Below are 20,807 nucleotides of genomic sequence, written 5' to 3'. Positions count from 1 at the left end.
TTACAGCACCATAATAGAATAACACAAAGCCCCTGCGATTGCAAGGGATTTGTTAGATTTTTTTCGTTTTTTTGGGATGAAACTGTTTTCCTATTTTTTCTTTTTAAAATTAGGGATTTTCTTCTATATAAGTTAAGTCCTCTTGACCTCAAATTTACCTTCTGATTGGTCCACTAGAATGTCCGCCCTTGACTCAGTTTCTTTATAGTATCGCAGATACTGCTCCCGTCTCATCTGGTGGCTAGCCAATATAAAGGAGGCATCGCGATTTCTCACAGTCGTATCTCTAGCAAGGCGTCGCTTTAATTCGGTCTCCTCATCCGTGTAGAAACAGATGGTTTTGTCAAAGAGTTCCTTGGGTAAAAAGCCTACAGACATCCCTTCGACAATCAAAATCGGTTTTGCTCCAGACAAGACCTCACTAGCTTTCCAAGGTTCTTCAATTGTTAAGATATCCATACCTGCCTGCAAGGCTAAGATATCTCTCCGCAAACTTGCCAATTCATGTGCCACCGGCAGACAGGCTGTCACCTTTTGATTTGGCTCGTCCTTGGGTACTACCAGATGGCGTTCTGAGGTGATATAGGGATCTGTTTCTAGCAAATTTACTGTAGTAGAATCTAAAGCTTGGTACAATTCCTGTGCAAAAGTTGATTTACCCGAAGCCCCATGACCGTATATTCCCAGTGTCCTGACTTTCCCCGTCTCGATCTCTGAGACTAGTTGGTCTACTAAGTCTTTTTTCTTCATTCTCTCTTCACCTGTTCATAGCTTTCTTTTCCGTCATTAAGCTTGTCCCAAATCACTACTTGCCCACTTTGGAGCGATTTTTGCACATCTATAATTCGTTGATTGGACGAACCTCGAAACTGGAGCATAAGATTTCTCTTAGTTCGATCATATCGCCCATCGACAAGAATATCAATCATGGACAAGAGTTCCAGTTTGTCTGGAGTCTCCAGCATCATTTCTTCCCAAGTGTAGCCCGTCCAGGACCAGATGTCCTTGTCTGGCAATTCCCTCCGAATGCGCTTAACGAGTGGCAAGAGAATACCAGTATTGAGAAAAGGCTCTCCTCCCAGCAAGGTCAAGCCTTGAACATAAGGTTGAGCGAGATCTTCCATGATTTGTTCTTCTAATTCTGCTGTATAGGGAATGCCAGCATTAAAAGACCAAGTCGCAACATTATAACATCCCTCGCAGTGAAACATGCAGCCTGATACATAGAGGGAGTTCCGCACACCTTCTCCATCCACAAAGTTAAAGGCCTTGTAGTCGATGATACGTCCTTTGCTGAGCTCCTCACTTTTCCATTCTTGTGGTTTTGGATTATTCATTCGCTACCTCTATCCAATAACGCTCGACTCCATCACGAACATCCTCAATGAGACCTCCATTTGCTAGAATGACTGCTCTACTAGCAGGATTATTCACGCTACAGGTCACCAGAGCCTTCTTGATGTTCTTTTCTTTAGCAACTTGCAAGCCCTGACGGAGAGTTTCTTTCGCATAACCTTTGCCTCTTTCTGACGGACGAATGGAGTAGCCAATATGACCAGCATAATTCAGTAAACCCTCATTCAGTCTCAATCGCAGATTCAAAAATCCTAGAGCACAACCTACATCATCAAATGATACAAATTGAATAGAAGGAACACGATTTTCAGGCAAGTTTATTCCCATCTCTTTTTGCATATTTGTTTCCAACCACTCTTTATACACAAAGTTCTCTGTATTCCAGAAACCACCATCATGGGCTGATTGGGTCTGCTCAAACTCTGCCATCATGTCTAAAACTGTTGCTTTATCTGCTAATCTTGGTCTGCGCAGTTCCATTTTCACCTCCCACTAAGAGAAAAGCGAGAGAAATCCCTCACTTTTTCTTATTCTTATTTAAAAATTGTTCTCTGAGGTTGAGCAAGCGTTCTTTTTTGCTCACTCCACCTTTCGAATGCTTTTCATGATAACGGGTCACTTGTGCACGCCCCTTATCATCTAATTGATATTTTCCCATTTCAGTTCTTTCTAATTTGTTACTTGATGACCAGCTATTTTAATCGTTGAGCCATTCATATGTTTGACACGCGCAGCAATTTCTTTGTGACGGCCGTTGACCATCGGTCTCGCTTGAGGATTGCCAAGATAGCCACAAGTTCGTTTCACCACATCTACTGTTTTAGGATCGCTATTCCCACAGTTTGGACAAGCAAATCCTCTCTCAGTTGGTTCAAAATCCCCTTCAAAGTCACACTTGTAGCAACGGTCTATTGGAGTATTGGTCCCAAGATAGCCCACACGGTCATAAGCATAATCCCAGACAGCTTCCAAGGCTTTAGGATTTTGCTGAAGGACTGGATACTCACAATAATGGATGAAACCACCTGACGCACCTGCTTCTGGATAGACTTTCTCAAAGTCTAATTTTTCAAACGGTGTTGGATTTTTACGAACATCGTAGTGGAAAGAGTTAGTGTAGTATTCCTTGTCTGTGATATCAGGAATAGAACCGAACTTCTCTGTATCTAGTCTACAGAAACGGTCTGTCAGACTTTCAGATGGGGTTGAGTAGATAGAGAAATGATAGCCATATTGGTCAGACCACTCTTCTACACGGCGTTTCATATCACGAATGATGTCTAGCGTGAATTCCTTAGCATCTGGATTGCTTTCCCAGCTGTTACCAAAGAAAACAGTCGCTACTTCATACAAACCGATATAGCCCAGCGAAACTGTTGCCCGACGATTCTTAAAGAGCTGGTCAACATTTTCTTCTTTACCTAGACGATGGCCAAAAGCACCGTACTGATAAAGGATAGGAGCATTCGCTGGTGTCGCCTCTTTAGTGCGTTCGACACGGTAAACCAGAGCATCTTCAGCGATATTCATACGCTCGTTGAAGATTTCCCAGAACTTATTCATGTCGCCCTCAGATTCGAGGGCAATACGAGGAAGGTTGACCGTCACAACACCTAGATTCATCCGACCTGAATTGACCTCGACACCATTTTCATCCTTCCACCCTTGAAGAAACGAACGGCAACCCATAGGCACCTTAAAAGAACCTGTCAAGTCAACAATCTTATCGTAAGATAAAACGTCTGGATACATCCGTTTGGTTGCACACTCTAGGGCCAACTGCTTGATGTCGTAGTTGGGAGTTCCTTCTTCTAAGTTGAGTCCTCTTTTAAGCGTGAAGATAAGTTTAGGGAAGATAGCTGTGCGGTGTTCTGAACCAAGTCCCTTGATTCGGATGTTCAAGATAGCTTTTTGAATTTCACGCTCAAAACGACTGGTTCCTAGACCAAAACCTAGCGAAGTAAAAGGTGTTTGGCCATTTGAAGTGAAGAGAGTATTGATTTCATACTCAAGGGATTGCATGGCATCATAAATGTCTTTTTGCGTTTTCTTCCAAGCATAATCTTCCCGTTTTTCAGGCAAGACCCATTCTTCTGCATCTTTGAGATGTTTTTGATAGTTCTTCTCTGCATAAGGCGCCAAAACTTCATCGATACGGTCAGCTGAACAGCCACCGTACTGGCTAGAAGCAACGTTGGCGATAATTTGGGAAATCTGAGCTGTCGCAGTCTGGATAGACTTGGGACTTTCTACCTCTGCATTTCCAATCTTAAAACCATTTTCCAACATACCTTTAAAATCAATCAAACAGCAGTTGGTCATAGGTGTATAGGGGCTGTAGTCCAAATCATGATAGTGGATATCCCCTTTTTGGTGGGCATTGGCTACGTGCTTAGGAAGCATTTGCAGTCCGATTGATTTCCCAACAATGCCTGCTGTCAAATCACGCTGGGTATTAAAGACATCGCTATCTTTATTGGCATTTTCATTGACAACTGCCTGATCTTTATTAAGAAGCTTATGAATACTAAAGTTAATATCTGTCGCTTTTGAACGATCAAAATCCCTCTGTGTCCGATAAGTAATATACTCCTCAGCCAGCGCATATTCTTTGGCTTCAAGCAGTTCATGTTCTACGATATTTTGAATTTCGTAAATCTTAACCCCCTTTGGAAAGCGACTATGAATTTCTGTGACAATATGCTCTGTCAGAGCATTGAGGCGCTTTTCGACTAAGGGTGTCACATCCATAACCTTGTCTGCCGCCTTGTGGAGAGCTTTGTCAATCTTATCCACATCAAATACAACACGTCTCCCATCTCGTTTCTCGACGAAGAGAGTTGGCAAAATTGTAATTTTTTCTTCTAGTGCAATCATATGCATGCTCTTTTCTAAAATATTCTTTCTAAAAAGTATTATACCACTCTAAAAAGAAAAATCAATATCTTGTGTTAAAAATCCTAAAATTTTTAAAAATACACAAGATATTGATTTTGTTATTTGATTTTATAGACTTTAAACTCTGAGTAATCAGTCTTTACTTGTTGGTAATTTTCTTTTAAGAGTGTTTCCACTTCAGACCACACTGGCACCTTATCATTCACCACAATCACCTTAGGTTGTTTTTCTTTCAAGTCATTAAGTAACTTATTCCGATTTTCCTCAGTTGCTGTATAGTGCATCGGAGACAAAATCGCCGATGGCGACAAGCGCTCACTCTTACGATAAAGAGTCGCAGTATCATCCCATGCATAGATAGCATCTTCCGTACTTGTCTCCTCTTTCACCAAATCAGCAAGATGATTACGTTCTTGATAAGGTACCGGATAAAGGACAAACTTCATCAAAAAAGGAACAGACAAAAGATAGACAAGCCCTAAAACTGGCAGATATAGATTTCCTTTGAAAAAACGACTCCATAGACTAACTGGCGTTTCTCTTCGTCTTCGTCTAACACTACGCCCCCTCTGTTGACTCTTAATATTGGTTACCAATAAAAGTAAGAAAACAGGGAAGACGACCATCAAATAAGAAGCGTGCAGAGGCTCTTGTGAAAAGAAAAGTAAAATCAAACCTAAAATTGTCACAAGACTTGCAGGCACTGAGATGACATATAGTTTAGAGGGTTTAGATTGAAAGAGACCTAAAAAGATACAAACCACAAATCCCAAACCAAGGGACAACAAGCCATAAAAAGCCATATTCTCTAAAATTTTAGAAGTAAAATCAAAGCGAATACTGTCAATGGGATAGCGAATACCACTAATGGCATCCCCAAAACTTCCTGTTGCAACACTATAGTAGGCAGTTGGATAAAAGACAAGTGAAAAACCTAAAGCCACTGCAAGAAACTGATAAAACCCATGTGCAAAGCGTCTATGCCCAAGGTTAAAGACCAACAAGCCTAAACTCACTACAGCAATAAACAAGAGCGATGACAAGGGAGCAAAGAAAAATCCGCCTGCCAAAGCCAGCCCAATCCGTACAAATCCCTTATCATGGCTTGGCTTGCTTAGGTAAGCAGCAACTAAACTAAAGGCCGCGAATAAGAAAGGAAGCGCTAAAAGAGTCGCATAGCCTCCACCAAAAGCAAGACCTGTAACCAGCATGTAAAAAATAGTCACCACTTGTCCAGCTTGCTCTCCTTGCTCTGTCAAGGTATCCGCTGATCTAAAGAGGAAAAATCCTCCTGCTACCAAGGCTAACCACTCAAAGATGGCAAAGAAAAATCCGCCCTGAGTCACGTAAGTCAGCAAATAATAAAGCAAACCTTGACTTCCATAATAATCGCTGTAAATCTTCCCTGCCTGATGAAGCGCCCAACCTGCATAAAAATCCTGCACTTCTTGTGCACTCATTAAATCGAGTAATAGCGGTACTCCTAGAGTTATCCCCGTTACAAGCGTACTCCATAGTAAAATTTTCACCAAAGGAAGACGACTTGATTCACGATGATGCGATTCTTGTTCGATTTGGTATTCTAGAGGTTCATGATTCTCCTGATGAACTTCTTTTACTCTACCATACACACTCATATCGTTTCTCCTATTCAATTTATCTGTCTTAGTATATCAAAAAGTCCTAGGATTGTCAGCTTGCGATGGCTGTTTGAGTGATTTTTTGCATAGTTTCACAAAGGTTTCAATTTCCCGAAAGCGGTGTAAATGTGTCTGTTTGAATGTCAGGATATAGTTTATTTCTTTCTGAGTCAGCATCGTTCCTCCTACATCTTCTTATTCGTAAAAAGCAAGAAAAAGAGGACTCGGTCATTTCCTAAGTCCTAGATTTCTTATAAGATTGGGGCGAATAACTGGGCGATTTCTTTTACAAGCTTTTGATACCAGCTCGTTTTGATAGAATGAGGATAGACTTCCTGAGAATCTGCAAATATATTTTGAAAATCTCGGGCTATTTCCATTATAGAAGGAGTTTTATAGAGTAAGACTGCATTTTCATAATGGTGCACCAAGCTTCGGTAGTCGAGATTGATTGTCCCCACCACCGCAAAATCTTCGTCTACCAACATCTGCTTACTATGAATAAAACCTGGACTATACTCATAAATCCGAACTCCAGCAGAAAGAAGGTCTGGATAAGCCCCTCTTGTGACTAACTGAATGAACTTCTTATCTGGTATGTAAGGGGTGACAATCCGAACATCGACCCCTCTCATAGCAGCATTTTTGATTGTCTCCGTTAAATCATAATCTATGATCAAATAAGGTGTAGTAATATAAACCGATTCAGTTGCTTGATTGATCAAACTCTGATAAACCTTTTTCCCTACCTGCGTTCGAAAAATTGGCTTGGGTCCACTTCCGTATGGAATGGTTAATCCGTCACTTGGAATAGAATGATTTTCTAAATGATATTGATCAAAATCACTAATCTCTCCTCGATTGATGTACCAAGTGGTCAAAAATAAGCGTGTCAGGGCTTTTACTGCTAGTCCGTCCAAGCGAATTCCACTATCCTTCCAATAACCAAATCTCTCGACGTGGTTAATGTACTCATCTGCCAGATTGACCCCACCAGTATAGGCTATCTGACCATCAACAATCAATATTTTTCTATGATCTCTGTTATTATAGGCCACTGTCAAACGAGGAATAACTTTATTGAATTTATGGGCCTCGATGCCCAGCTGACGAAGTCGATGTGCATAATCTCCTGTTAAAGTAGCCATACAGCCAATATCATCATAGAGCAGTTTAACTTCAATGCCTTGAGCGACCTTTTGCTCCAAGATTTCTAGAATACGATTCCACATCAAACCTTCTTCTATAATGTAATATTCCAAGAAGATAAATTTCTCAGCCTTTTTGAGATCTTCTACCATCTTTTTCCACATAGCTTCTCCGTTAGGAAAAAATGTAGAGGCAGTTTGATCATAGATATCGGCATTGGTATCCATACTCAATAAGGACTTGATGACGCCATATGCCGCCTTATCACTTTCTTTTAATTCCTCTTTTAGTAACTGGCTATTTGCTTCTTGGAAATGCATGGAGCCTAGCTTCTTCAGTTGTTTGATTTCTTTTTTGGACAATCGCCTTTCACCAAACATCAGATAGAGCAAGGGGCCAAATACTGGCACAAAGGCTACTAATAACCAGGTTACCTTATTCTCAGGAGTCGTATTACGGTTGACTATCGAAATGATTGTGATGATACTCAGTAGAATGAGGACAGTAATCCATAAAATGGGGGCCATGCGCCCTAAATAAAGAAAGAGACCAAAAACCAGACAAAGTTCAAGTAGCATAATCGAAAGACTAAAGCCATACTTGGACATCAATAATTGAAATTTTCTATATTTCATATCCCCTCCTTGATATTTTGAACACTAAAAACAGGTAATTGATACTAGTATAACTCAGGTATTCGGTAGAAGGCAAGTATTTATGATTATTTTCTAAGCAAAAGTAAAAAGGCTGAAAAATCCAGCCCTTCCTACTTGCATAGTCTTATTTAGTTAAAACGATTTGGTCCGATGGGTCTCTATCCATATCGTCTACGACGATTTGATTACCGTTTACAGTGTAAATTTTGACATCATCGCCAATAATCATGCGTTGATTTGCTGCATCAAATGTGACCTGTTTGACTTTCTGATCCCCGTCAGATTCGAGCTCAGTCCATGTACCAGTCGTTCCAGTGACCACTAAAGTGATACGGTCTCCGTCATCTTGGCCTGTATAAGTCCCATCAATATCAGTCGGTTGAGCAACAGGTTGGTTCTGTACTGGAGCCGCTTGATTTTGATTACTTCCTGCATTTGCAGTATTGGTATTCTGTTGAGCAGGTTGTTGAGCAGGTTGTTGAGCAGGTTGTTGGACCTGCTGCTGAGCCACAGGCTGTTGAACTGGTTGTGTTCTTTGGGAACAAGCAACTAGCAAAGATACACTCGCTAAAGAAACAATAGAAAGTGCTGCTGTTTTGAATGTCATAATAAATGTCCTTTCTCTTGCCATGCTAGAAAAATAGATTTTCCTTAGCCAGCAATTCATCTAGTATAACAAAGACAAAAGAAGAGGTCAATTTATCTGCTCATGCCCCAGTAGGTGGCTCCGTACTTCTGAGATAAAATAGAGAGACCCTGTAATGAATAACAAGTCCTGAGCATCTGCTCTTTCTTCAAAACTGCTGATAAATTCTCTGTAAGAAGGAATGACATGGTAACCTGTTACATCTGTCTCATCCAGAGAACCTTGATAGTCAAAACCAGTCACCTTGAGTGCCACCTGAGGCAATTTTTGAGTCAGATAACCCAACATCCCTTGATAATTCTTGCGTTTCAAGGCCCCAAAGAGGATTTGAGGACGATAACCTCCTTGCTCTTTTTCTTTGATAAACTCAACCAAGCGAGTCAAGGCAGGGAGGTTATGAGCACCATCCAAGTAAATCTGAGGACGAATACGCTCCAAACGCCCAGCCCAATGGGTCTTCTCCAAAGCCTGTCTTACAACCTGCTCATCAATAGATTCCTTTCCTTCCCTCATAAAGATAAGAAAAGTTTGCAACGCCAAGGCCGCATTTTCCTGCTGATAAGCTCCTTCCAATCCTATTTTCAACTGCGAAAAAGTTCCCAAAGAACTTGAAAAATCACTATTCAGCATTGAAAAATCCTGACTCGCCTGATAAAGGGCAACAGCTAAAGATTCGGCTTTTTTCTGACAGACAAGCCTAGCTTCTGGAGCCAGCTTAGCAATCACAGCTTTTTTACCAGCCTTGAAAATACCAGCTTTCTGCTCTGCAATTGCTTCTAGACTATCACCCAAGGTTTCTTGATGATCGAACCCGATGGAGGTGATGACAGCAAGCTCTCCAGTTACCACATTAGTCGTGTCAAGTAAGCCACCAATTCCCACTTCTAGTAAAAGCAAATCCACCTCTTGCTCCCTAAAATAGAGAAAAGCAATCAAGGTCAGCAATTCAAAAAAGGACAACTGGTCATGGGTTTGCAGAAGCGTTTTTTCCATCTCCTTGACCTGCTCAGCCAAACGGATGAAGTCTGTGTCTGCTATAGGTTGCCCATTAATGCAGATTCGATCATTAATAGAGACGATATGAGGGGAGGTAAAGGTCGCAACTTTTTTGCCATGTCCCATAAATAACTCCCTCATAAAAGCAATGGTAGATCCTTTCCCATTAGTCCCTGTTACGTGGATAATAGGGTAAGACTTCTCAGGATTTCCTAACAAATCCACCGCTTGCTGCATTCGGCCTAAACCTGACCTAAAATTCAAACCAATCCGACTATGAAGCCACTCTTCTACTTCAAACATACACATCTCCTTGACAAAAGTCCAATCAATTATCGCATTAAAGTATGGTTACTAATAAAAACAAGGCCAGGATTTTCGTCCCGACCTCTTACCTGGTTAGCTAATAACTAGCTACTATAAATGTTAACGTGGGCTAAAAACATCCACAGGACATTCCAACTCTTCCCAATTTCTGGGAGTTGGGCTGATACAGTCTCCCAGACTTACCAGTTCTCTCTTATTTAAAGGAACTGGGGTAAAAATGTTCACTGGATATGCCTGCGTTTCTATTTTCTAGCGCAGGGCTAAACACGTCCCCCGGACGTTCCAACTCTTCTAATTTCTAGGAGTTGGGCTGATACAGTCTCCCAGACTTACTTACGGTCTTTATTTTTAGCGTAAGGGTAAAAATGTTCACTGAACATTTTTACTCCTCCATAAAACTATTGAAAACTTCTTCAATCATGTTCCATTCGTCTTCTGAGTCTTCTGGGATTGGTTGCAATTCGCCTTCTGTTCCATCTTCGTTTTCGATGAATGAGTAAGCTTGGATTTCAACTTGTCCGTCTTCGTCTTCTTCTGCGTTAACTGGTACTAGAAGAACATAGTTTTTACCAAATTCTTCTTTTCCGTCAATGGTCAAAAGGATTTCAAACAAGGTTTCATTTCCTTGCTCATCTACTAGTGTGATTAGTTCACGTTCTTCGTGGTCGTGGTTATGATCGTGTGACATAGCCTCTCCTTTATATTAAAATTTTCTATCTAAATAATTTTGTAAAATCAGCTGAGCTGCTAACTTATCAATGACTTTCTTGCGCTTATTGCGACTGATATCTGCTTGTTCAATCAACATACGCTCTGCGGCAACTGTTGTCAAGCGTTCATCCTGATAGTCTACTGGTAAACCAAAAAGTTCTTCTAGCTTCGCTCCGTAGGCTTGACTAGCTTCCACGCGCGGTCCACTTGTATTGTTCATGTTTTTAGGCAAGCCCACTACAAATCGTTCCACCTTGTAAGTATCAACCAACTCCTTAACGCGGTCAAAACCAAATTGACCTTGCTCCTCATTGATTTGGATGATTTCAAGCCCTTGAGCTGTAAAACCAAGCGGATCGCTAATGGCCACCCCTACCGTTTTTGAACCGACGTCCAATCCCATAATTCTCATAGGTTACAGATCGACTCCTTGTCCTTTAAGGTAGTAGCGGACCAATTCCTCAACGATTTCATCTCGCTCATATTTACGGATTTGATTTCGTGCATTATTATAACGAGGAACGTAGGCAGGGTCTCCACTCAATACGTAACCAACGATTTGGTTAATTGGGTTGTAGCCCTTATCGTTCAACGAAGCATAGACATCAGTCAAAGTTTCGCTAATTTCTTTTTTATTGGAATCGTCCAATTTAAAACGTACTGTTTCTTCAGTAAATCCCATTCTAACACCCTCTTTCCTTAGAATAGTACCATTATAGCATAATTCCTTACGTTCTACAAATCAGGCAGTTTATTTATTTGGATTTTCTACTGTTCTGTCGCACCATTTGCCAATCTGTCTGAAATATATTTGCTTGGTTCATTCTTCAAGAGATTCTCTAAACCAATGTTCTTCAAATATTCTAACTGAGAAGCCTTCTTGACATCCAGAACTTGAAAATCAAAACTAGTCGTTGTTTGAAGTTCTGTTTCATTCAATAGTTTGGTTTCAAGCTTAAATCCTGCTAATTTACGAGCTTCTATGATGGCCTCATCCTTCTCCTCTGCCTCGAGAAGAGCTTTTTGGGTTTCTTCCACTCCATGTTGGTCAATATAGGTCTTCAACTCATCTGAGACTGGACGTTTTTGTTGAATCGTTAAGCTCAAAAAAGTCTTATCCTTGTATGTAATGGTTTGGGTTTGCTGGCTACCATCATCTGACTTGGGCAAGACCAAAGTCTTGGTTACAACTGTATTCTTCTCAGCATTTTCAATAACTGGTAATGCCGACTGAAGCGTATCCTTTTCTGTTTTTGTAACTGTCCCAGTTTCTTTTTTCTGTCCGCAACCAACCAGGACAAAAAGGAAAGCTAGACTAACAAGAACTATTTTTTTCATTTCTTTCTTCTTTCTTTTTGAGATTAATACTCAATGAAAATCAAAGAGCAAACTAGAAAACTAGCCGCAGGCTGCTCAAAGCACAGCTTTGAGGTTGCAGATAAAACTGACGAAGTCAGGAACATGCATACGGCAAGGCGATGTTGACGCGGTTTGAATTTGATTTTTGAAGAGTATAAAATAGAATAAGACTGGGAGTTGCCCCCAGCCTTGATGTTTATAGAGCTGCACGCAAACGTGCTTCTGCATTTTCTACATTACGGACAGAGCGTGGTAGGAAGGCACGAATATCGTCTTCCTTATAGCCAACTTGCAGGCGTTTTTCATCTACAAGGATTGGGCTCTTTAAAATTCTCGGTGTTTCCATAATAAGATTGAGAACTTCGTTGACACTCAAATCTTCAATATCCACTCCAAGGGCTTTGGCATAGCGATTTTTAGATGAAACGATGCTGGCTATTCCGTTATCTGTTTTGGTTAGAATATCCAGTAATTCTTCTCTCGTAATTCCTTCTTTACCAAGATTTTGTTCTTTATAACTTAACTGGTGGGCATTGAGCCAGGTTTTTGCTTTTTTACAACTAGTACAACTTGAGACTGTATAAATTTTAATCATGTACCTACCCCTTTCGCTACATGTTACTATCAGTTTAGTCTATTATACCATAAAAAACATCCGACTTGCGACCTATTTTTAAATTTTTTTGACTTTTTTCGTCATTTTCGTACTTTTTTCTTGACAAAATGAAATTTACAGCCATTCTTTATATTTCTTGATATAGATTTTTTTCACAATTGTCACGCTAATCATGTACAAAATAATGATAAAAATCAAAAAGATGAAATAAATCGGTTTCAAAGGAGTCAAATGAAGAAGGCTAGCTAGTGGACTGTAGGGAAGGAAAGTCACAAAGGCTGCAGCCAATAAGGTTGTCACAAGGACTAGCCAAGCTGGACGACTTTGTAAAAAAGGAATGTTGGCTGAACGCAACATATGGATAACCATGGTCTGCGACCACATGGACTCGATAAACCAACCTGTTTGGAACAAAACAATAAAGCCTACGGCAGACTCTGCCCCATGAACATAAGTTTGACCTGTTGTCATAGGTACAATGATAAAATAAAGCAAACTGAAGGTCAAAATATCAAAAGCAGAAGAGATAGGTCCCATCCAAATCATGAAACGTGTGATAGACTTAGCTTCCCAAGTATGCGGATTTCTCAAAAAATCTTTGTCCACCTTGTCAAAAGGCAAGGCAATACAAGACAAATCATAGACTAGATTTAAGATAATCAAATGGACTGGTGCCATTGGTAAAAAGGGTAAAAAGATCCCAGAGACCAATAAGGATAGGATATTCCCAAAATTAGAACTCACTGTCATTTTGATATATTTGGTCATATTAGCATAGACCTTACGACCCTCAACGAGTCCTTTTTCAAGAACCATAAGATCCTTATCAAGCAGGATAACATCAGCTGTTTCTTTGGCAATATCTACTGCTGTATCAACAGAAATCCCCACATCTGCAACTTTCATAGAAGGAGCATCATTGATTCCATCTCCCATATAGCCAACAGCATGACCATTGGCCTTAAATTGCAAAATAATCCTTGCTTTTTGATCAGGAGAAAGTTTGGCAAAGACTGTTACCTCCTCTACGGCTTGGGCCAATTCTTGATCACTCATCTGATCAATTTCAGACCCCAACAGCATCTGATTAATATCTAATCCAACCTTTTCACAGACTGCTTGGGTAACTTTTTCACTGTCTCCCGTCAAAATCTTTGTTTGAACTCCATGTTCTAACAGTGCCTTAATTGCTGGTGCTGCAGATGGTTTAGGAGGATCTAGGAAGGCTAAATAACCAGTTAGAATCATATCTCCTTCGTCATCAACTGTATAGGCATGACCTTCCCTCAAACTTGACTTATAGGCCACTCCCAAGACACGCAAACCTTGTTGATTTAGCTGTCTGACTTCTGCTAAGATTTCTTCTCTAATAGCATCTGTCAAGGGAGTAATCATTCCATGATACTCCGCATGACTGGAAATCATCAACATTTCCTCAAGAGCTCCCTTAGTTACCAAACTAACCGTTTCGTGTTCATCCTTAACAATAACACTCATCCGTCTACGTTCAAAATCAAAAGGAAGCTCATCTATTTTTTGAAAGGTTTGAGCTAGATTTTGCAAGAGGGCGTGTTCTTTTGCTTCCTTTTCAGTTCGTTTAATGATGGCTCTGTCCATTAAATTTTTCAAGCCAGTTTGAAAATAGGAATTGAGATAGGCCCGTCTCAAGACGGTCAAATCCAAGCGTCCGTGGATGTCCAAGGGATATTCTAGAACGATTTCATCTTGGGTTAGAGTTCCTGTTTTATCTGTACACAAGATATCAATCGCCCCTAAGTCCTGTATGGCATTGAGTTTCTTGATAACCACTTTTTCCTTGGCCATGATAATGGAGCCTTTTGCTAGACTGGCCGTGATGATCATAGGAAGCATCTCAGGTGTAAGCCCAACACCAACACTCAAGGCAAATACGCCAGCTTCCAACCAGTCGCCATCTGTTAAACCATTGGACAAGAAAACGATGGGCACCATGACCAACATCAAGCGGATCAAAAGCCAAGAGATACTGTTCATCTCCCGCTCAAACGAAGTGGGCTCGTCATAGGTGTTCAGAGTCTGCTCAATGGCCCCCATCATAGTATCATCACCAACCGCCAAAACCATGGCCTTGGCACTACCAGATAAGACATTGGTTCCCATAAAGGCGAGCGCTTCTGCTTCTAGCAGACTATCAGATTGTTGAACTGTTGCCTTGGTCACGGCCAATTTTTCAACAGAATCACTTTCGCCTGTCAAGCCAGACTGTTGTACAAAGAAATCTCGCGACTCAAATAAAAGAAGATCTGCTGGAATCATATCACCAGCGCTTAATTTAACCACGTCACCCACTACCAAATCATCGATAGGTATTTCTTGAATTTCTCCTTGACGAATGACAGTCGCTGTGTTGACAATCATTTTTGAAAGATTGGTGGCTGCCTTATCACTGCGGAGTTCTTGGACAAAGCGAATGCCACCAGAAATGAGGACTAGGACAACGATGATAATGGAAGTCGTCGGATCCTCTTGACCTGGTTTTGCCAACCAGACATTGGTCACCAAGGAAATCACGGCGATGACCAGTAAGATGATCGTAAAAGGATTGATAATGGATTCGTAAATCTTTTTGAGGATACTGTCTTCTTGACCCTTTGTGATGGTATTTTCGCCATATAGGTCACGATTTTTCTCCACCTGCTCCTCAGTCAAGCCTGTTAGACTTGTCTTATAAAAAGATAGACTCTCGTCTAAAGGGACTTGAATAGCTGTTGCTAATCTTTCTTTTGTAGTTTTCATTGGTTTCTCCTATCTATATGAATGATGTGTTTCATACACAGAGACCAATCACTTTATAAGGGCAGAACGACACAAATCAGCGATTGGCTGTGTATGTGCGGTTCCGGATGGTCGTCAATTTGCATCGTTTATCTCCTTTCTTTGATTTAAACAGTAGAAAATCCCACCATAAAATGGCAGGATTAAAAAACTAATTATCTGTTTTTCGTTCAAGCTTTAACTCCATAGGGCAATGTAATGAGCTTAGTCTTGGCCTTCGCGACCAGGACTGTTGACCAACGAGTAGTGTCTCCACTGCTTTGCGGTAGTCATCCGTATCCCTATGGTAGCCTCACCTACCGTTTTCGTCTTTCAGTATAAACCTTTAAAATTTAAAAGTCAATCATTTGAGTTGTTTAACTCTTAAATAACTATCAACTCTTTTGGAGCTAGGGTCAACAATTCACAACCTGTCTCTGTAATCAAGATATCATCCTCAATACGAACTCCATATTTGCCTTCGATATAGATACCTGGTTCATCGGTCAAGGCCATACCCGCCTTAATAGTTTCTGTAGAAGTCTGGCTAAAGTATGGTTCCTCATGGATATCCAGTCCAATACCGTGTCCAATACCGTGGGTAAAGTAGTCGCCATAACCTGCCTCGATGATAATATCACGAGGGATTTTGTCAAAGTCACGGAAACCTAAGCCAGCCTTAGCTTGGTCAATCAGAGCTTGGTTAGCCTTCAAAACCGTATTGTAAATCTCTGCTTGCTCGTCGCTAACATGCCCCAAGTAGATAGTCCGTGTCATATCACTGACATAGTGGTCATAAAGGCAACCGAAGTCCATGGTAATAGCTTCTCCCAGCTCCACTGGTTTGTGCATAGGATGGGCATGGGGTTTGGAAGAGTTGATCCCACTAGCTAGAATAGTGTCAAAAGACAGACCAGATGCTCCCAACTCACGCATGCGGAAGTCAAGGAAGTTGGCAATCTCAATTTCAGTCTTTCCTGGCTTAATAAAGTCAAGCGCATCGCGGAAAGCTTGGTCTGAAATAGAACAAGCCTTGCGAATAGCTGCAATCTCCGCCTCATCCTTAATCATACGAAGTCCTTCAACAAACTGAGTTTGTGGAAGCAAGTCAATTCCTTCAAAAGCTGCCTGCATACGGTGATAATAAGAGACCGAAATCTCGTCCTCAAAACCGATTCGAGACAAGCCCATATCCTTGACAATTCCGGCAATGACAGCCAATTCATCACGGTCAGCCACAATCTCAAAACCACTTGTTTCTTGCTTAGCTGCGATGATATAGCGAGAGTCTGTCACCAAGACCTGACGGTCACGGCTGATAAAGACTGTTCCGTTCGAACCCCAAAAACCAGTCAGGTAATAGACGTTTTTAAGGTTATTGATGATGATGCCATCTAGTTCATTTTCTTGCATTTTAGCGAAAAATGCTTGTACACGTTTATTCATGATGTAACTTTCCTTTCAAATAATGTCCTGTGTAGCTGGCTTCATTGGCCGCTACTTCTTCTGGAGTTCCTGTTGCGATGATGGTTCCACCACCGACACCGCCTTCAGGTCCCAAATCAATAATATGGTCTGCTGTCTTGATAACATCCAGATTGTGCTCAATGACAAGAACTGTATTGCCGTCGTCGACAAAGCGAGCCAAGACCTTGAGCAAGCGAGCGATATCCTCTGTATGAAGCCCTGTCGTCGGCTCATCCAGAATGTAGAAAGATTTTCCTGTCGAGCGTTTGTGGAGTTCGCTAGCCAACTTCATACGCTGGGCTTCTCCCCCAGAAAGGGTGGTAGCTGGTTGACCTAGCGTCACATAGCCCAGTCCCACATCCTTGATAGTCTGAAGTTTGCGTTGAATTTTCGGAATGTGTTGGAAAAATTCTACCGCATCGTTGACGGTCATATCCAAGACCTGCGAGATATTTTTTTCCTTGTAATGAACTTCTAGAGTTTCACTGTTGTAGCGAGTTCCGTGGCAAACTTCACAAGCCACATAAACATCTGGCAAGAAGTGCATCTCAATCTTGATGATCCCATCACCTGAGCATGCTTCACAGCGACCACCCTTGATGTTGAAACTGAAACGCCCCTTCTTGTAGCCTCGAATCTTGGCTTCATTTGTCTGGGCAAAAAGGTCACGTATATCGTCAAAAACTCCTGTATAGGTAGCAGGATTAGACCTCGGCGTTCGTCCGATTGGACTCTGGTCAATGTCAATCAAACGGTCTACATACTCAATCCCTGTAATCGTTTTAAATTTACCAGGTTTGTCTGAATTGCGGTTGAGTTTTTGAGCAATGGCTTTTTTGAGGATGCTGTTGATGAGGGTCGATTTCCCTGAACCTGATACACCTGTCACTGCGATGAATTTTCCTAGTGGGAAGTGAGCAGTGACATTTTGCAGGTTGTTCTCACGCGCTCCTGTCACTTCAATAAAACGACCATTTCCCACACGGCGCTCTTCTGGTACTGGAATGACACGTTTACCTGACAAGTACTGGCCTGTGATAGACTTACTGTTGCGAGCCACCTGCTTGGGCGTACCTGCAGCGACAATCTCCCCACCAAAAACACCTGCACCGGGACCAACGTCAATCAGATAATCCGCCTCACGCATGGTATCTTCGTCATGTTCCACTACTATGAGAGTATTACCCAAATCACGCATCTTTTTGAGACTGGCAATCAGACGGTCATTGTCCCTCTGGTGGAGACCGATTGACGGCTCATCCAGGATATAAAGGACACCTGATAAGTTGGAACCAATCTGGGTCGCCAAGCGAATGCGCTGACTTTCCCCACCTGAAAGGGTTCCTGCTGAACGAGATAGGGTCAGATAGTTGAGACCCACGTTATTCAGGAAGGTCAAGCGGTCCTTGATTTCCTTGAGAATAGGGCGAGCAATGATGGATTCATTTTCAGATAGAGTCAACTGACTGACTAATTCCAAGTGATCAGCGATAGACAGGTCTGAAATTTCTCCGATATGTGGTCCTTTCTCACCACCAACACGGACAGACAAGGCCTGGTCATTGAGACGATAACCGTGACAGGTTCCGCAGGTCAGCTCATTCATGTAGAGACGCATCTGGGTGCGGGTGTAATCGCTGTTTGTCTCGTGATAACGACGCTTGATATTATTGACAACTCCCTCAAAAAGAATGTCAATATCGCGCACGCCACCAAATTCATTCTCATAGTGGAAATGGAATTCCTTACCATCTGAGCCGTAGAGAATCAAGTTCTTATCTTCTTTTGGCAAGTCCTCAAAAGGCTTATCCATATCCACTCCAAAAGCCGTCATGGCCTGCTCTAGCATGTTTGGATAGTAGTTGGATGAGATAGGATTCCAAGGTGCTAGCGCCCCCTCACGTAAGGTTTTGCTGGCATCTGGCACTACCAAATCAGTATCCACCTCCAGCTTGATTCCCAAGCCATCACACTCACTACAAGAGCCAAAAGGAGCATTGAATGAGAAGAGACGTGGCTCTAACTCTGGAACAGTAAATCCACAAACTGGGCAGGCATAATGCTCAGAGAAGAGCAACTCAGAGTCGTCCATGGTATCGATAATGACATAACCTTCTGCGATACGAAGGGCAGCCTCAATGGAATCAAAGAGCCGACTACGAATACCCTCCTTAATAACAATACGGTCAACTACGACATCGATATTGTGTTGCTTGCTCTTAGATAACTCTGGCACTTCGGTCACATCATAGACTTCCCCATCCACACGGACACGAACATAACCGTCTTTCTGAACCTTCTCAATAACACTCTTATGTTGCCCTTTTTTCTTGCGGATGACAGGAGCTAAAATTTGCAGGCGCTGGCGTTCAGGTAACTCCAAAACCTTATCCACGATTTGCTCTACAGAAGAAGCCTTGATAGCTCCATGCCCGTTGATACAGTAAGGTGTCCCCACACGCGCGTAGAGGAGACGCAGATAGTCATTGATTTCAGTCGTGGTTCCCACCGTCGAGCGAGGGTTTTTGCTAGTCGTTTTTTGGTCAATGGAAATAGCTGGGCTGAGACCATCAATAGCATCTACATCTGGTTTCTCCATATTTCCCAAAAACTGGCGAGCGTAGGCTGACAAACTCTCCACATAGCGACGTTGTCCCTCCGCATAGAGGGTGTCAAAGGCCAGACTGGATTTCCCTGAGCCTGACAAGCCGGTCACAACAACCAGCTTGTCTCGTGGAATCTCCACATCAATATTTTTTAAATTATGGGCACGCGCCCCATGAATGACAATTTTATCTTGCATCTTTGTTCTTTCTAGTCCATTATTGCTTACCATTATACCAAAAAAAGTGAGATTCTATTACCCAAAAGGCCGATTTTGTAGTATAATAAAAAACTTCTTATTTTATGTTTTCTTAGGGCTTCCTAACCCTTATATCACGCGCTTTTGAACAAAAAACACTAACATTACTTTTTACTACTTGCTCCCCAAAAGTACGCAAAAAGGGGAGCAAAAAAGCCCCACAAAAGGGCTAAGATTTAACGAGTTCAGCAGGCAAGAAACTAGCACGGTCAAACGTGCTTTTTTTATTGCTGGTTGCTGATAGGTATATTATACCATGAAGCGCGTGGTTTATAAGATTATGACCTCACAAAAGCCCCCAGATTCGTTTCTGAGGGCTTGTAGTTTGTCCGTGGTGTTTTAGTTGTCCAGTACGAAACAAAGCAAAATAGGGGGCGAATATGAAGCCTCAGCCTACATTTACCTACTTATATGCTTCTAGCTCTCCGTTCTGGTGGATTCTCGCAAAGTTTAAGACGGCTACCTGTTTGTATCGGTGGTAGCTAGTGGAGCTAGTACCTGCCATCTCTACGCATTCACTCATTGTTTTCTTCCTCATGTAGCAATAATGGATAATAAAGTATTTTCTGGCTCGCTTGTTCTCTATCTTATTGATATCGTTGGCGAATATTTCCAACCCCTCACGGATTGCTTTTTCATGTTCACCACTCAAATTCCACTGATCAGGTAAGACAAGTTTCCAAGCCTCTTCATCGATACTAACTTGGTTTTCACTCCCTGCCATCCTCTGGAATCTCAGAAAGTATGTCATCCTCTCTCTGACGTTCATCATCGTTTTAAACTTATCCAGCTCCATTAGTTCGCTCCTTCATGATATAATATTATTGAGATTATAGCTGAGGTGGAGCGCCTTGGCTTTTTTTGCTATTTCTCTATGTTCGCTCTAGCTTCAAATGCTTTCCCGTGAGAAAAAATGTACAATGACGGTGTGAAGCTCATAGAAGCGCGTGGGGAGGGAGATAGCCCCCATATCTCCTTATGGTTTGATAGGCAATTAAGGGACGTTTTTATCTCCCTTATTTCCTTGTCATTCTGCAAGCAATTAAGGCAAGTTATTTCTTTGCTTATCTGCTTATCATTTGGTAAGCAACAAATCCAAAATAACAGACTTTTAAACTGCTCTTATCTCCTTATCATTTGGTAGGAAAATAAGGGGAGTTATTTTAGTTCTTATTTCCCTGTCATTTTGTAAGGAGAAAAACGAAAATAAGGAGCTTTTAAATTCGTCTTAACTCCCTATCGTTTTGCAAGCAATTAAGAAGGCTTATTGTCGTCCTTATCTGCTTGATAAATGATAGGGGGATATGGCCACTTTCTCGGCGTTCGCTCG

General features: G+C 41.7%; 18 protein-coding genes and 1 riboswitch. All 18 genes read right to left on the bottom strand.

Annotated elements, in window-relative coordinates:
* Positions 1–132: 132 nt before the first annotated feature.
* The 18 genes from HT689_RS03640 to HT689_RS03555 all read right to left on the bottom strand — a co-directional run bounded on the left by HT689_RS03640 (position 133) and on the right by HT689_RS03555 (position 20,273).
* A complete protein-coding gene (locus tag HT689_RS03640) occupies positions 133–750 on the bottom strand; it encodes a phosphoribulokinase (RefSeq protein ID WP_173225161.1) in 618 nt (205 codons plus the stop codon).
* On the bottom strand, positions 747–1,337 hold the full coding sequence (gene nrdG / locus HT689_RS03635) for an anaerobic ribonucleoside-triphosphate reductase activating protein (RefSeq protein ID WP_173225158.1): 591 nt from the start codon (positions 1,335–1,337) through the stop codon (positions 747–749). Before nrdG ends, HT689_RS03640 begins: the two co-directional genes overlap by 4 nt.
* Entirely contained in the window at positions 1,330–1,836 is a 507-nt protein-coding gene (locus HT689_RS03630) for a GNAT family N-acetyltransferase (protein ID WP_173225154.1), read from the bottom strand. Before HT689_RS03630 ends, nrdG begins: the two co-directional genes overlap by 8 nt.
* Positions 1,837–1,873: 37 nt before the next feature.
* A complete protein-coding gene (locus tag HT689_RS03625) occupies positions 1,874–2,014 on the bottom strand; it encodes a hypothetical protein (RefSeq protein ID WP_000521632.1) in 141 nt (46 codons plus the stop codon).
* Positions 2,015–2,025: 11 nt separating this feature from the next.
* The gene (gene nrdD, locus HT689_RS03620; protein WP_173225151.1) at positions 2,026–4,233 is read right to left on the bottom strand and encodes an anaerobic ribonucleoside-triphosphate reductase; all 2,208 of its coding nucleotides are present in this window, start codon (positions 4,231–4,233) and stop codon (positions 2,026–2,028) included.
* A gap of 119 nt (positions 4,234–4,352) precedes the next feature.
* On the bottom strand, positions 4,353–5,891 hold the full coding sequence (locus HT689_RS03615; RefSeq protein WP_173225148.1) for a damage-inducible protein CinA: 1,539 nt from the start codon (positions 5,889–5,891) through the stop codon (positions 4,353–4,355).
* Between the two features lie 254 nt (positions 5,892–6,145).
* Entirely contained in the window at positions 6,146–7,678 is a 1,533-nt protein-coding gene (gene cls / locus HT689_RS03610) for a cardiolipin synthase (RefSeq protein ID WP_173225143.1), read from the bottom strand.
* Positions 7,679–7,823: 145 nt separating this feature from the next.
* Positions 7,824–8,306, bottom strand: coding sequence for an SP_0198 family lipoprotein (locus HT689_RS03605; protein ID WP_240148101.1), 483 nt, complete (start codon positions 8,304–8,306; stop codon positions 7,824–7,826).
* An 87-nt stretch (positions 8,307–8,393) separates the two neighbouring features.
* A complete protein-coding gene (locus HT689_RS03600) occupies positions 8,394–9,644 on the bottom strand; it encodes a folylpolyglutamate synthase/dihydrofolate synthase family protein (protein ID WP_173225136.1) in 1,251 nt (416 codons plus the stop codon).
* A 406-nt stretch (positions 9,645–10,050) separates the two neighbouring features.
* Positions 10,051–10,356 (bottom strand): DUF1292 domain-containing protein, encoded by a 306-nt coding sequence (locus HT689_RS03595; protein WP_000017620.1) that lies wholly within the window; start codon positions 10,354–10,356, stop codon positions 10,051–10,053.
* Between the two features lie 15 nt (positions 10,357–10,371).
* The gene (gene ruvX, locus HT689_RS03590) at positions 10,372–10,791 is read right to left on the bottom strand and encodes a Holliday junction resolvase RuvX (RefSeq protein WP_004239076.1); all 420 of its coding nucleotides are present in this window, start codon (positions 10,789–10,791) and stop codon (positions 10,372–10,374) included.
* 3 nt (positions 10,792–10,794) lie between these two features.
* On the bottom strand, positions 10,795–11,061 hold the full coding sequence (locus tag HT689_RS03585) for an IreB family regulatory phosphoprotein (protein ID WP_000507059.1): 267 nt from the start codon (positions 11,059–11,061) through the stop codon (positions 10,795–10,797).
* An 86-nt stretch (positions 11,062–11,147) separates the two neighbouring features.
* Complete coding sequence (locus HT689_RS03580) at positions 11,148–11,717, bottom strand: SP0191 family lipoprotein (protein WP_173251608.1); 570 nt, start codon at positions 11,715–11,717, stop codon at positions 11,148–11,150.
* A gap of 217 nt (positions 11,718–11,934) precedes the next feature.
* Positions 11,935–12,333, bottom strand: coding sequence for a transcriptional regulator Spx (spx, locus tag HT689_RS03575; RefSeq protein ID WP_000591165.1), 399 nt, complete (start codon positions 12,331–12,333; stop codon positions 11,935–11,937).
* 135 nt (positions 12,334–12,468) lie between these two features.
* Entirely contained in the window at positions 12,469–15,129 is a 2,661-nt protein-coding gene (gene mgtA, locus HT689_RS03570; protein WP_173251606.1) for a magnesium-translocating P-type ATPase, read from the bottom strand.
* 194 nt (positions 15,130–15,323) lie between these two features.
* Positions 15,324–15,474, bottom strand: a riboswitch (M-box (ykoK) riboswitch).
* Positions 15,475–15,531: 57 nt separating this feature from the next.
* Entirely contained in the window at positions 15,532–16,593 is a 1,062-nt protein-coding gene (locus HT689_RS03565; protein ID WP_173225127.1) for a Xaa-Pro peptidase family protein, read from the bottom strand.
* The gene (gene uvrA, locus HT689_RS03560) at positions 16,586–19,417 is read right to left on the bottom strand and encodes an excinuclease ABC subunit UvrA (RefSeq protein ID WP_173280800.1); all 2,832 of its coding nucleotides are present in this window, start codon (positions 19,415–19,417) and stop codon (positions 16,586–16,588) included. Before uvrA ends, HT689_RS03565 begins: the two co-directional genes overlap by 8 nt.
* Before the next feature lie 463 nt (positions 19,418–19,880).
* Entirely contained in the window at positions 19,881–20,273 is a 393-nt protein-coding gene (locus tag HT689_RS03555; protein ID WP_173225121.1) for a transcriptional regulator, read from the bottom strand.
* Positions 20,274–20,807: the final 534 nt, after the last annotated feature.

Origin of the sequence: Streptococcus sp. 2342 (genome assembly GCF_013276795.1) — a bacterium.
Taxonomy (GTDB): Bacteria; Bacillota; Bacilli; order Lactobacillales; family Streptococcaceae; genus Streptococcus.
The sequence above is the reverse complement of the archived record's forward strand: the minus strand, read 5'-3'. Positions and strand labels throughout refer to the sequence as shown.